The 15,263-nt window shown below is 62.5% G+C and carries 3 protein-coding genes; 1 reads left to right on the forward strand and 2 read right to left on the reverse strand.

Going from position 1 to position 15,263, the window contains the following annotated elements:
* The first annotated feature begins 6 nt into the window (after positions 1-6).
* On the forward strand, positions 7-11,532 hold the full coding sequence (locus K288_RS0107700) for a filamentous haemagglutinin family protein (protein ID WP_027579005.1): 11,526 nt from the start codon (positions 7-9) through the stop codon (positions 11,530-11,532).
* A gap of 120 nt (positions 11,533-11,652) precedes the next feature.
* Here the strand turns inward: K288_RS0107700 and K288_RS0107705 are convergent, their stop codons facing one another.
* Complete coding sequence (locus tag K288_RS0107705; protein ID WP_027579006.1) at positions 11,653-13,101, reverse strand: PepSY domain-containing protein; 1,449 nt, start codon at positions 13,099-13,101, stop codon at positions 11,653-11,655.
* Positions 13,102-13,103: 2 nt separating this feature from the next.
* Positions 13,104-15,257 (reverse strand): TonB-dependent receptor, encoded by a 2,154-nt coding sequence (locus K288_RS0107710; protein ID WP_244443087.1) that lies wholly within the window; start codon positions 15,255-15,257, stop codon positions 13,104-13,106.
* Between the last annotated feature and the right edge of the window lie 6 nt (positions 15,258-15,263).

Consider the following 15,263-nt stretch of genomic DNA (forward strand, 5'->3'; position numbering starts at 1 on the left):
GCACCCATGCCCGACCAGATCGCAGCCCTTCGTCTTCGCCGCCGGCGAGCCTTCGTGCGTTCGGCGCTGCTTACGGGCGCCAGCATGGTCGTCCTGGTGGCGGCGAGTGCGGACGGCGAGGCAAGGCCCTTTGGGAGCGGCATGGCGACGACCTCGCCGGTCGCGACACAGCAGGCCGCAGCCGCGCAGGCGGCGATGGAAGCCGCGACACAGGTGAAAAATTCGCTGAAGCAGGTCAACCAGGCGCTGGACGCAATGAAGGCAGCCCAGGCTGCGGCTGCCAGCGCTGCGGCTGCATCGGGAGCTGCATCCGGTGGCAACGTGCTCACCGGTTTGCGGCCCGCCAACATGGATGCGGCAGCCGCAGCGGCTGCACAACTCCAGGGGAAGGATGCCGCGTCGCTCGGTGCCACGTCGGACTGGCAGAATGCGCGTCTGTTGCCGAATTCCACAAATGAGAAAGGCGGTGCACAGGCCAACATCGAACAGAGCGCGCCGAAAGCCATCCTCAACTGGGGCAGCTTTTCAGTTGGAAGGAATGAAAGCGTTCAGTTCCAGCAATTGAGCTCGGAGTCGATCGCGCTCAATCGCGTCATCGGTGATTCCTATAACGGCAATCAGCCGGCTCCGAGCCAGATCATGGGGGCGATCAAGGCGAACGGACAGGTTTGGATTATCAATCAGAACGGCATCATCTTCACCGGCACCAGCCAGATCAATGTTGCCGGCCTCACGGCGTCCTCGCTCAACATCTCCAACGACAGGTTCCTCAAACAGCTCGCCACCACGAGCTGGAGCCAAGCCAACGTCGAACCGCCCTTTCTTGTCGCGCCGAATGAGGTTGCAGCCGACGTCAGAGTGGAGAAGGGTGCGAGCATCACAGCCGACGGCGGCAGCATCATGCTGTTCGCACCGAACGTGACCAATAGTGGCTACCTGAACGCGCCGAACGGCCAGGTCGCGCTGGTCGCCGGTCATGCCGTGGACTTGAAGGCCAGCAATAGCAGCGGCCTGCGCGGCTTCGAATTCGAGATCAGAGACGGGACCCTGGGGTCGGGCAGCAAGCCGCCGGTCACATACGAAGGCGGCGGCATCGCGCTCAACGACGGCTTGATCGCGGCCGACCACGGCAACATCACCATGGCCGGCCTCAATGTGACGCAGAACGGCATTCTGCTGACCAGCACGACCGTGACCGCGAACGGCTCGATCACGCTGAAGGCGCATGATCAATTCACCTATGACACCCAGGCGGGCGCCGTCTACGCACGCAGTGGCGCGGTCACCTTCGGCGAAGGAAGCGTCACCACGGTTCTGCCCGATCTTGCGGACACCGGCACCATCACGGCCAAGGAATTGACCGACAAATCGACGATCGACGTCCAGGGCTGGAAAATTCACCTCAAGGGCGGCTCGCTGATCCTTGCGCCGGCAGGCGATGTTGCGCTGACGGCCAACTACAGGAGCGACATAGTCTCCGCGGAATCTCGCGAATCTCGAATTTTCCAGGATGCGGGCAGCGTGGTCGACGTATCGGGCCTGACCGACGTCGAAATTCCGATCTCGCAGAACATCATCGAAGTGGAGTTGCGCGGCGATGAGTTGAAAGATTCGCCGGTGCAGAAGAACTCCTTCCTCTACGGCAAGAAGATCGTCATCGACGCGACCAAGAGCGGCTATTTCACCGACCCGATGATGAAGGACGTGGAGTGGTTCAAGGGCGAGCCGGGCAAATGGTACGGGACGCCGCTCGCCGACATGTCGGGCTATATCGGCTTGATCAAGCACGGCATCGCTGAACTTTCGACGACTGGCGGCAAGATTTCGCTCAAATCGACCGGCGATGTCGTTCTCAACGAAGGCTCATTGCTTGCGGCGAATGGCGGCTCGATCAAGTATTTGCCGGGCTATGTCAGCACGACGAGACTGATCAGCGCGACAGGCCGGATCGTGAGTATCGACGATGCCGATCCGTCCCAAATCTATGTGGACTTCGCCGGCCAGTTCACACACGACCACGGGCATTGGAAGGTGACCGAGACCTGGGTGTCGCCGCTGGTGAGGGGCGGGTACTTCGATCCCGGTCATACCGAAGGAAAGGCAGGCGGCACGATTCAACTCGCGGCCCAGCGGGGGATGCTGCTTGGCGGAAAGATCTCGGCCGTAGCGACGCCCGGCGAAAACCAGCAAGACGTGGGGCTGAATGGCACCCTGGCGCTCGGCTATGTCTCGAACAACGACCACGAACTGCAGTATCCGCTGCAGAACGTGCTGGTCACGTCCAAGCCGGTCGCGACAGGGCCGCAGCTTGGGTTCGATGCCCCTTCGCTTGCCGCAGCCTCGCTGACGTTGTCGACCGATCTCCTCTCGCAAGGCGGGTTTGGCAAGCTCGAGGTCTACAGCAATGGCGACATCGAAGTCGCCAAGGACGCCAACCTCGTGATGCCCGATGGCGGCGGCGTCAAGCTCTACGGCAAGTCTGTGACGGTGAACGGAAATATCGTCGCTCACGGCGGCACGATCGAAATGACGACCGTGCCGCTCATCGCCGCGTACCTGGATCCGGCGCGGAACATCACGATCGGCGCCGGCGTGGTTCTCGATGTCAGCGGCAGGTGGATCAACGATTTCCTTGACCGCCAGACAACGTCGGCGCTGCCGATCCACGGCGGTTCGATTTCGCTGCAGACGCCGGGTCCGGGGGCGGTGGCGGTGAAGGACGCGAACGGCGTACCCATCGATCACGTAGCCGCCGATATTGGCGTCGTGACGTTGGCTGAAGGCAGTTTGCTGAACGCCTCGGGCGGCGGTCATGTCGCCACGATCGGCAAGCTGGCCGCTGGAAACGGCGGTTCGATTACGCTGACTGGCGGCGCGCTCAATCTCGGCGGCGCGTTCACCGGGGATGCCTTGGGCAGCGGCGGGATGCTGTCGCTGACGGCGCCGAATATTCAGATCGGCGGCGCCGCAGCCACCGGAACGCTGCTCATCGATCCGAAATTCTTCCAGCAAGGCTTCGGCAACTATGCGCTCAACGGCTACAGGAGCCTCGTCGTCGCGGAGGGCACGGTGGTCGAGGCCTCCCGCGCCGTTCCCTTCGCTGCGGTGGACTATGCCGAGAAGCCGACGGGAACGCCGATCTCGTCGATCATCAATTGGCATCCGGAGTTTCCGGCCGGCCAGCGCCAAGCGGTGGATCTTTCATTTTCTTCTACTGGTCCCTCGGGTCTCGCTCCGTTCAAACCTAATACGCCTCCCGCATTCACCAAAGTCGGCGGCAACCTGACGATCCAGCAGGGCGCGGTACTGCATGTCGATCCCGGCGCTTCGATCGCGCTCGAGGCCGGGCATCTGCTCATGGTTTCCGGCACGCTGGAAGCGCACGGCGCCGGGATTTCGCTCAGCCTCACAAGCGATGCCGGCGTCGGACAGAACGCGGACAAAACCCAGGCGATCTGGCTCACATCGGGTGGCAAGCTCGACGTCAGTGGCACCACCGTGCTCGACTTCAATCCCTATGGATGGCGGGTCGGAAAGGTGCTGGATGGCGGTACCGTGACGTTCAACGATGGCCTGCGTGGCAGCATCGTGACCGAGGCCGGTTCGCTGATCGATGTTTCCGGTGCTGTCGGCGTGGTCGATCTGCCGAACACTGCAAACGGAACGGTGGCAAGCGGTGCGAGGCAACCATACGTCCCAACCAAGGTGGCGAGCGATGGCGGCACGGTCACTTTCACGACCTTGAACGGCATGTGGCTTGGTGGTTCGTACAAGGCATCGGGCGGCGACGACACCGCGCACAGCGGCACGTTCGCGATCCTGGGAGGCAATCAGTCGTCAGGCAACTTCTACGCCAGTAGTGACAAGATCAACGTCGTCGGCGGGGCGATGTCGGCGCTGAACATGAAGCCTGGCGATGCGGTCAATTTCGGCTCCGGTACAGCCAACACGGCGAGCAACGCCGTCAGCACCTTCTCGGCAACGGATGTTACCGCGGGCGGATTCGAAATTGTGAATCTGACAACCCCCGGCACCGTCGTGCTCAACGGTGGGGTGGTGCTGACAGCAGGGCGTAAGGTAGCGATCCAGGCTCCCAAGCTCGGCGTGACAGCCGGCGCGGGGGGCGCGCTCGCGCAGATCGCCGCGAACGAGCTCGTGATCGGCGATACGCGCAGCCTGACCAATGTGACATTCACCACCGCGGCCACGTCAGGAACAGGCGAGCTGGAGGTGAGAGGCGATGTGATCGACATCGCAGCCAATGTCGCCTTGCAAGACATCAATCATGCATCGTTCAAGAGCGCGGGCGATCTGCGACTGGTCGGCGTTCCCGGCTATACGACCGCGTCAGTCGACGGCGGCAGCGTCCAGGTTCCGAACGTCATCGGAACGCTCGCAGCCGCCGGCAATCTCGACTTCGTCGCTGCTCAGGTCTATGCGACGACGCTGAGCGCGTTCACTATCAAGACCACGAAGTCGGTGGCGATCTATTCGAACGGCGGTGCGGCGCCGGTGCCGCTGTCGGCCGGCAGCAATCTCACCATCTCGGCCGCCTCGATTCTTCAGGCGGGTGTGGTGCGCGCGCCACTCGGCGCGATCACCTTCGATACCGGCACCACCGGCTCGGTCACGCTCGCGCCGGGAAGCCTCACCTCGGTTTCAGCCGAAGGGAAGGTCATTCCCATGGGCAATGTGCGCAATGGCGACACCTGGTATTTCGGCGATGTCACCAGCGCTGCGGCCCTCTACGATCTCTCCGCCCCGCCCGAGAAGAAGGTCACGATTGCCGGAAAGAACGTCGACCTGCAGAAGGGCTCGCGCATCGACGTGTCGGGCGGTGGCGACGCCACCGCCTTCGAATGGACACCGGGCACTGGCGGCTCGCGCGATGTCCTCGCCTCGAAACCCGGCGCGCCGGTCTATGCCGTGGTCCCCGGTTTCACGGGGCCTGCGCCGCACGACGCCTATGCGGAGAAGAACAATAACCTGCAAGCGGGCGACAGCGTCTACCTCGCAGGCATTCCCGGCCTGCCGGCCGGCTGGTACACCTTGCTACCGGGCCAATACGCGTTAGTGCCGGGAGCCTACCGCGTCACGCTGGCTACTGCCGATGCCAATGTCGCCTCGAATCTCTCGGTCAAGCAACCGGATGGATCCTATCTTGTGGCCGGCAAGTACGGCGTAGCCGGAACGACCATCGCTGACTCCCAGATATCGCTCTTCCAAGTCATGTCGGGCGATGTCGCCAAGACCTTTTCCGAGTATGATCAATACACGGCGAGCAGCTTCTTCAAGCAGTATGCCGCCAACAACGATCGTGCCGTGCCGCGACTCGCCGCTGATGCCGGGCAGGTGGTGCTGAACGCGGCGCAGCAGCTCGTTCTCAACGGCGCCATGAACTTCGCTGCCGGAAAGGACGGAAGAGGCGGGCTGCTCGACATCGCCTCCGAGTCGATCGCGGTGGTCGGCAAGGGTGAGGGAGCCGTCAGCGGCTACACGCTGACCTTGCAGGGCGATGTCCTGTCGAGCCTTGGCGCCGAGAGCTTGCTGATCGGCGGCGCGCGCACGCAAACCAGCGCCGGTATGCAGATCAACCCCGTGTCCAGCAAGGTGCTCGTCTCCAACGACGAGGATAGCGCCCTGGTTGGGCCGGAAGTCATGCTAGTTGCCAAATCCACAGCGGCCGGCACTGGCGTGATCACGCTCGACAGCGGCAGCGTGATCAGGGCGACCGGAGCCGTCGCGGGCAGCGACGCCTTGTTCATCGGTAACGCCAATGCCACCACGCCGGGCGGCACCGGCATGGGCGCGCTCTTCATCGCTACGACCGCGACTGACACGAGCGTGACCCGCTACGACATCGCGGCAGGGAGCGGCCCAGCCAAGGGAACGCTTGATGTCAGGGACGGAGCGCATGTCGAATCGGACAACCTGATCGTTCTGGATTCGACAGGTGACACGCTCGTCTCTGCCAAGGCATTCCTGACAGCGAAGGCGCTGCAGGCCGCATCGAGCAAGGTCAGTTTCGGGGCAGCGCCCGCCGGCACGAGTGGACTTGTTCTGTCGCCCGAGACTCTTGCCAATCTCGCCAGCGTGAAAGACCTGACGCTGAAGAGCTACAGCACGGTCGATTTTTGGGGGCCGGTCACGGTCGGCGGGTTGGGGCTTGACCAGCTCACCCTCGACGCAGCCGCGCTGGTGCAGAAGCGCTCCGGCGATGTCAGCATCACCGCCCAGAACCTCAGTGTCAGCAACACGAGCGGCGTTCTCGCACCGGGCGACGATGTCGCCAACGCCGGCACGCTGACGCTCGCCGCGGGTACGCTCACGGTCGGAGCGGGACAGAGTGCGAGCCGTGGCTTTGGCCAGGTGAATTTCGCGACCAGCCACGACATCGTGTTCACCGGGACAGGCGGCTTCACCGCCGGTACTGCGGCGAACGTCGCAAACCTCACGCTCTCGGCGCCGCGCATCACTGCGACGGGTGGTGCTCAGCAGGCCGCCACTGCGACCGGCCAGCTGACCACCACGTACGTTAGCGCGCCAGCGGACCTCGCTCCCATTACCACGTTCGGCGGCAAGCTCGTCCTCACCGGCGCCCAGGTCGTCCATGGCGGCGTCATCGTCATCCCGGCCGGCAACGTGCGGCTCGAAGCCACCGGAGCATCGGCGTCGGCGGGCGTCGTGCTGGCCGGTGGTTCGCTGATCGACGTCAGGGCGCAGAAGAAACAATTCTTCGACGTTGCCGGATATGCGAACGCTGGAACGATCGAGATTGTCGCGGCCGCAGGCGGCGCCGTGATCGCGCAGGGCGCCGTGGTCGATCTCTCGGCGCCGCTGGGCGGCAATGCCGGAACGCTGTCGGTCGAAGTGCCGCATGGCGCGTTCACGCTTGACGGGCAGGTCTACGCCACCGCGGCGGCAGGCGGCGTACAAGGCTCGTTCGAACTCGATGCCGGAAGTATTCCCGACTTCGCCGGTCTGTCGGCGAAGCTCAACGCCGGCAGCTTCTTCACCAAGCGCCATTTCCATCTCGGCAGCGGCGATGTTGTGCTTGCCGGCTTGACCCAGGTCGATGATCTCGAGGTCGTTGCCGATGCCGGCAAGATCATCGTCGGATCGGGTACGGTATTGAATGCCGACGGTGAAAAGGGAGGCAACATCCGGCTTGTGTCGTCTGGCGACCTCGTCGTCGAGGTGGGCGCGACGCTCTCTGCCCAAGGCAGCAAAGGAAAGGGTGGCCATATCGATCTTGAGACCTCGGCCGGCTATCTCGACCTCGCTGCCGGATCGATCATGAATGTCAGCGGCACGACCTACGGCGGCAAGGTGCATGTGCGCGCTGGCCGGACTGGTGAGACCACGGGCACCATCAAAGCCGTGCAGCTGAACAGTACGATCATTGGGGCGCAAGCTGCCGATGCTGAAGCTTTCTGGGTCTATGACGGCATCTCGACCATCGACCAGAACATCATCACGCAGGTTTCGAACGCCGCGAATAGCTTCATGGCGCAGGCGCCATCAAAGGTCGGTAATTTTGATCTTGCAGCCGGCATCGAGCTTACCTCGGCCGGCGACATGACGCTCGCGACGGATTGGGACCTCCACCTGCTCCGTCCGGGTGGCAACCCCGGTTACCTGACGCTGCGCGCGGCCGGCAATCTCACGCTCAAGGAGACGCTGAGCGACGGCTTCAGCGGTGCCGGTCTGGGCGCGAGCCTGCTGACGAGCCGGTCGTGGTCCTACAATCTTGTCGCTGGCGCCAACCTCGCTGCCGCCGATGTGATGGCGGTGCAGCCGGCGGCGGTGCTGAAGCCCGCCGGCAAGGGCAATCTCACGGTCGACGGCGCCGCACTGGTGCGCACCGGCACCGGCGACATCAATCTCGGCGTCGGTGGCGACCTGAGCTTCGGCCAGAAGCAAGGCACGATCTATTACAATACCGCCAACCCATCCCCGGACAATTGGAAGTACGCCTTTGAGATCGCGAACCCGAATGGGTCGATCCCCGCCGGCTGGGTGCAGCTCACGTTGTCTGCCGGAGCGCTGCTCTACAATCCGAATGGCTCCGGCCAGCCGGCTCTCACGAATTTCCTCGGCACCAATGCCGTCACGGGTGTTGGCGTATTCCTGCTCGATGGCAGGCTCAATCCTACCTATGCCGGCTACCGCAGCGCGACCGGCATGGACATGATCTACAATCCCAATATTCCGTCGGACACGCCGGTACACTTCCTCGACGCTTTCAAGGCCGACGGTACGCTTGACCCGCTCTATGCCGGCTGGAAGTTCGCCGACGGCGGCATGTTCTCGCAAACCTTCAAGGTGGGGTCATTCAGCGGCATTCCGACCACCAACGCGAATTATAACCAGGTCGCAAGATCGGTTGCGATGCCGGCTTACACCGACCTCATGGACGCGTTTATCGTCAATCCAAACCACGCGCTTACGCTCGACCTGAGACTGTTCGGCTTTGCCGTCATCCCGGGAACGACCGATATGGTCTACCAGATTCTGAAGACCGGCACTCAGTCCCACGCCACGGCGAACATTTATCAGCTTGTCGACCAGACCACCGGCAAATGGATATCGAACACAGGCAACACCCTTCTTGCCTTCTGGACCTACGCCGGCGCCAAGGCGTCGATCACTTACAGCGGCGGCAGCTTTGGCCCCTCGACTCTCGATGGGCAGATCTACACGGCCGGTCAGCTCGCTTTGCCCACGGATACGCTGAAGGTCACGCCCGCCGTCGCGGGTGCGCTGGCCGGCACAGGCACGATCAACTTCGCACAGAACGGCGGCGATCTTACCATTGCCGCCAGCGGCGACATCGTTGGGGCGCCGGTCGCGCCGCGCTCGCTTTACGACTGGCTGTTGCGCCAGGGCGGCTATGACGCGAACGGCAAGCCGCTGACTGCGTGGGGACCTGATGTCAACAAGTTCGCCTGGGGCATCGGTACGATCGGCGGCGGCGACGTCGCGATCGACGCCGGCGGCAGCATCAGCCATCTCAGCGTCGTCGCCGCAAACAGCGGCAGAGTGGTGAACGGCACCACGCTGAACACCTACGGCGGCGGCGACCTCGCGGTGCATGCCGGCGGCGACGCCAAAGGCAACTTCTTCTACGTCGCTGACGGGCAGGGAACGATCGATGTCGGCGGCTCGCTCGGCAGCGTCCCGGTGACCATCAGCGGCGCGACGGTCAATCTATCCACCATCCTGGCATTGGGAGCCGGTGGCTTCACCATCACGGCGGCGGGCAATATCGACATCGGTGCCATGTACAATCCCACCATGGTCGGCGTGCAGGGCAGTACGTCGCTTGGCAACACCAGCGGCTTCGCCAGTCCCGGCACGGTCAATGGCGCGTTCTTCTCGACCTATGCCGCGGATAGCTTCCTCGACGTACTCTCGACCGGCGGCAATGTGGTGCTGTCGTCGATGACGCCGATGGACCTTGCGAAGGTGATGCCGGAGCTCAATGCGCAAGGCAGTGGCAGTAGCGGTGCATATCTGCAGTTGTTGCCGACCTACTATCCGCCGCAGGTGAAGGCCACGTCCCTGCAGGCCGATATCACCGTCGGCGTGCCCAAGAAGCAGGACACCGGCCGGCTGATCCTTTATCCTGCGGCGAACGGCAATCTGACATTGCTGGCCGGTCATTCGATCGACCTCAGTGCCAACCCGGGCGCCGGCCTGCAAGGCACCGCGGCCGGCAACCATATTGTCGTGTCCGATGCCGATCCGGCCTTGTTGCCCGGGGTCTTCAATCCGGGCGACAAGCTCTTCGACGACGTCCTCGACTATCTAGGGGACGGTGTCTTCTCTGTTCCCGACAACTCCCTGAGGGACGAGCCGGCCAAGGATCCGGCCAAGATCCACGCCGCCTCGCTCTATCACAAGGACGACGCCGAGCCGGTGCGCATCTATGCCCTCGAAGGCAGCATTCTCGGCGGCGACCCGATCGGCAAGAACACCGACAGCAGCGTCCAGATCGTCACGCCGAAGCCGACCATCATCAAGGCCGGCTACAATATCGAGAACATCCTGTTCCTTGGTCAGAATCTGAAGCCCAATGACGTGACGATCATCGAGGCCGGCCACAACATCGTGTTCGGCACTTATAAGCTCAACGGTTACATGGGCAATTCGATCCAGATCGGCGGGCCGGGAGAGTTGGTCGTGTTGGCCGGCAACAGCATCGACCTATCCGTCAGCGACGGCATCTATTCCATCGGCAACCAGAAGAACGTCTATCTGCAGGACGGCCAGGGCGCCGCGATCACGGTCATGACCGGGATTGCTGGCGGCGTTGCCTACGACGCCTTCGCGAACAAGTATCTGAATCCGGCCAACGCCGGCAGCATTCCGAACAATTACGGTGCCGACCTCGTGGCCTTCGTCAATGGGTTCACCGGCAAGGGCAATCTCACCGTCGATGACGCTTGGACGCTGTTCCAGGCGTTGCCCGCCAGTCAACGCGAGAAGTTTGTCAGGGACATCTTCTTCAAGGAGCTCAAGACCACCGGCATAGCGGCAAAGACGGACGGAAGCCCGACCCGCGACAACTACAATGCCGGCTACGATGCGGTCGCCACCCTGTTCCCCGGCAAGGCCTATTCCGGCAACCTCAACATGCTGTACAGCCAGATCAAGACGATCGATGGCGGCGGCATCAATCTGCTGGTCCCCGGCGGCGATATCAAGGTCGGGCCTACGTTCGTCACGGCCGATATGGCCGGCACGCCGGACCAGCCGAATAAGACAAGAAAGCCTGGCGACCTTGGCCTGCTGACGCTGAAGGGCGGGACCATCAACACGTTCAGTTCTGGCTCGGTGCTGGTGAACCAGAGCCGCGTGTTTACCCTCGGCGGCGGTGACATTGTCATGTGGTCGTCGGACGGCGACCTCGATGCTGGCAAAGGTGCAAAGACAGCACTCAGTGCCCCGCCGCCGCAGATCGTCTACAACTCGGCCACCGGCAGCTTCACCACCGAGTTGTCGGGCGTGGCGACCGGCAGCGGCATCGGTACGCTGATCGGCCTGCCCGGCGTGCCGGACGGTGACGTCGTCCTGATGGCGCCGCACGGCACCGTGGACGCGGGCGATGCCGGCATCCGCGTCTCCGGCAATATCGTCATCGCGGCACAATCCATCCGCAACGCCGACAATATTCAGGTCAGCGGTACATCGCTCGGCATCCCCACGAATACGCCAAATATCGGCGCATTGACGTCTGCCAGCAATACTGCGGGAGCGTCACAGCAGACAGCTGCGCCGAAACAGAGCGGCAATGAACAGCCCTCGATCATCATCGTCGAATTCATGGGCTTTGGTGGTGGCGATGCCGAACCGGGCTCGGATAGTAGCAAGCAGCGCCCGAATGAAGGTCAACAGGGCTTCAATGACCGCCGCGGGCAGGACTACAACGACAGGAGTGCGGTCCAGATCGTGGGCTTTGGTTCGCTGAGCGAAGCCGCGGCCCAGCTTCTCACGCCGGAAGAAAGGCAGAAATTGACGCGGCCATGATAGGCGGCCTGGACAAGGTGCATCGATAACTGGCGACCAATTGAGCGGTGACGGACAGCGCGCAAACGGCGGCTTTTGGCGGATTATCAAGACGACACACAGGTCGCTCTGACATTGTCCCTAGGATCGCAGTCGCCGCCAGCCTATGACGACACCGCTAGTCGATACGATCGCTCCAATAAGCGACAGGACTACCATCACAATGTCCCATGCCGGGCGATGGCGCAACAGCAACGGAAAATCGAAACTGTGCAGCGCATTGAACAGCCAACGATATGCCCGACGGCTGTTGTCGGTTCGGCCTAGAATATCGCCATTGCGTGGATCGATATAGAACCAGCTCCGAGCCGGATCGTCGAAGCCCGCGCGCAACACTGGCAACGTGCGCTCATTGTGATGCGGATACCAATGGTCATCGAACTGCAGGAGACGCAGGCGCGTGGTCATCGCGGCGTTCGGCAACAAGTTGCTCGCGGCCGCGAAAATCTCGTCGTCGCAAAGCATCTTCGTGATGCCGGTTTCCGGATCGGCGAGCGTCTGACGGCCATCGTGGTCGGCGAGCGCCATCAGCGGATGGCCACCGAGCCACACAAAGCGGGCTTCGACTGCCCCTGCGCCGGGCATTGATTGGAAGGTCGCGACGATCTGTGGCGCGTCATGCCCAGCGTAACGAACTGTCATGTCCCGGGTCGGACCGCGGCCGGCAAAATACTCACCTGGATTGAGCGACAGCCAACCGCTGAACATCCACGTTAGGACGAAGATGCCGCCGATCAGCCCGGCAAGGTGATGCCAGGCCATCCAACCGCGATAAGGCGTGACGGTGCCCCGGGCATAACGCTGGCGCAATCGCAGCCGCAAAATGCCGATCCAGAAACCGGTCACCGCCACCACGAGGCAGATGCCTGATATCCAGAGCACCACTTGCCGCCAGGTTGCGCCGTCTCGGCGGAGGACTGTGGGATAGATCCAGTGGGGGATCGAGCCTAGCCAATTCCAGATCCGCTCGCCGCGCGTGGTATCGAGCGCCAGTTCGCCGGTCTTTGCCGAGACATAGAGTTCGGTTCCGCCTTCATCTCCGAGCGACACCAGGAGGAGCGGTCGCAAGGCATCATAGCGCGCCGTGACACTCCATTGATCGCGCTCGATTGTGCCGATCAGTCTTGGATGCACGGCATTCGAATGATGGCGCGCGATCGCCAGCGCCTGTTCGGGCGTGATGCCGTCAATCCGATGACCGTCCGTTGCCGATACGGTCTTGCGTGCGCCATCCCAGTCGAGCAGTCGATAGACGGGAATGTCGTTCAGCATGACGAGGCGAAGATCGCGCGGATAGTTCGCAACACCGGCGATCGCCATTGCGCGATCGGGCGCCACGAGCACGCGGTCCCAGGCGATCGTCGGCAGCGCCGCCCAGCGTTCGCGATCGGTGAGCTGCGGGAACGCGACGTACATCATGACGATGCCCGAGACAAACCACATCGCGAACAGAAGGCAGGTCGCAATGCCGATCCAGCGATGGGTGATGTAGAGCCACCGCCGTCCTCGCCGGATCAACGCGCGGCGCATGATCAAAACTTCACGTTGATCGACACTTCTGCCGTACGCGGCATACCGAGCAGCCATTGCCCGGCATAAGGCGACGACGTGGCATAGACGGTGTCGAAAAGATTGTAGATACGAAGCGCGACCGTGGTTTGTGCGTCAGGCTTCCAGCGCAGTCCGCCGTTGACTACGGTGTAGCCGGGGCGAAGCTGGGTATTGGCGTTATCGGAATAGGTTTGTCCCACGATCTGCACGCCGCCATAGACCGACCAGTCCGGCGCGAAATCCCAGGTCAGCCAGACGTTCGATACCTGCTGCGGCACGTTGAGGGGAACGTTGCCGGCGTAGCTGACGAGCTTGCCGCCTACCACCTGACTGAAGTTGTCGTACCTCGCCCGCAGCACTGCGAGATTGGCATCGACACGCCAGCCGCCATCGAGCGCGAGGCCGATCGACGCTTCGATGCCACGCGACGATTGCTGGCCGACTTGCAACGCCAGGCCGGCGGGGTTGTTGGGATCCGGGACAAGGAGGTTGTTCTTGACGATCTCGTATCCTGCCAGCGTCCATTCACCGCGGCCGCCCCAGAAGGACTGCTTAACTCCGACCTCGCTCTGCTTGCCGGTGGCAAGCTGGAAGGTCTTCTGCGTGGCCGACAGCGAGATGAGATTGGTGACCGGATCGACTGCTGTCGCATACTGTCCGTAAAATGCGAGATCAGAGATGGGGGTGTAGACCACCCCGGTTCGCCAGCTCGTGCCCGACAGCGAGATATCGAAATTGTTTGCCGGGGTCCTGTAATCGGTGCGGTCGACATCCGGTCGGTCAAACCGGACACCGCTCACGACAGATAGCTGATCGGTCAGCGATAGCCTGTCCTCGGCAAACAGCGCATATTGATTGACGATCGCATTGTAGCCGGGCGTCGTTGGCGTCGTCGTGGCGGCAAACGATCCCATGTCGCCGGCAAAGGGGCTGACAGAAGACGCGCCGCCATAGGGCGAATTGTTCGTGTGAGTGAAGTCCACCCGGTTGACGTCGAAACCTGCAACGAACTCGTTGGCAAGGCCCAGCAGATGGCCGCGGAACGTCGCGTCCATCCGGTTGCCGACCTGCGACTGGTCGTGGAAGATCTCGATGTAGTTCGTTCGGTTGATCAATTGTGTGGTGGGATTCCAGGTATAACTCTCGACGTCACGCCAATGCCGGCGGCTGGTCAGGTAGTAGAGTGTGTTCTGAACCTTAATGCCGTCCGTTGCATCCCATTCGGTCTTGAACTGGGTCCAGTTATCCTGATAGCGGATCGCGCTATCGAGTACGTTGTAGTTCTTGAACCGCAACGCGTCGTCGATTGCGCCGTTGATCAGCGGTGTGCCGAAATAGCGCGAGGGGCTTCGATTGCCGTAGTCGTTCGAGAGCGTGAAAGCGAGGTTTTCGGCGGCTTGCACCCGCACCGCGGCCGAGATGGCAACATTCGACGTCTCGTCGCGATCAACCCAGCCGTTCGACATGTTGCCGATGGCATTGACGCGATAGGATACGTTCGGATTGATCGGGCCGCCGCTGTCCACCGCAATGCGTCGCGTCGTATTGGTATCGAGCGACATCTCGGCATCGTTGTAAGGCGTCGTGACGGGTTTTTTGGGGATCACATTGATGATCCCGCCGATTGCACCTTCCCCATACAGCACGGAGGCTGGCCCGCGCATGACCTCGATGCGATCTGCCGACCACGTATCGAATGGAAAAGTCACGGTTCCCGCACCAACATAGAGGCGAGTGCCGTCATAAAGTGTCATCACCGAATTACTGCCGGTGAAGCCGCGCGTGCTGAACGAGAGGCCGCCATTGCCAGGGGACGGGCTTGCGGTAAAGCCGACTGCGTTCTGGGTGACCGCGTCCGTGACATTATGCTGGCCGCGTTCTGCGATGGTCTGCGACGTGATGGTTTCGACGCTGGCCGGCGTCTGCAGCGGAGTAAGGTTGAGGCGGCTGCCGCTCGCGTTCTGCTTGTTCAGGTTGAGCGCAGAGGGTGCCGAGGTGTCAGATGTTGCGATCGATGGTGTAGCGCTTCGCGTCGTAGCGGTCCGGCTTGACGGAGGCCGAGCCGCTGACGTTGAACGCTCTCGATCGAGGCGTTTGGGTTTCGCCGGCGGATTTTGGGGTTGGGTGATGCTCACCGGGGG

This window comes from Bradyrhizobium sp. Ai1a-2, assembly GCF_000426245.1.
Lineage (GTDB): Bacteria > Pseudomonadota > Alphaproteobacteria > Rhizobiales > Xanthobacteraceae > Bradyrhizobium.

Bases quoted from the DNA above. Each gene is read 5' to 3' on its own strand.
- K288_RS0107700 (WP_027579005.1), top strand. From the start codon at position 7: ATGCCCGACCAGATCGCAGCCCTTCGTCTTCGCCGCCGGCGAGCCTTC.
- K288_RS0107705 (WP_027579006.1), bottom strand. From the start codon at position 13,101: ATGCGCCGCGCGTTGATCCGGCGAGGACGGCGGTGGCTCTACATCACC.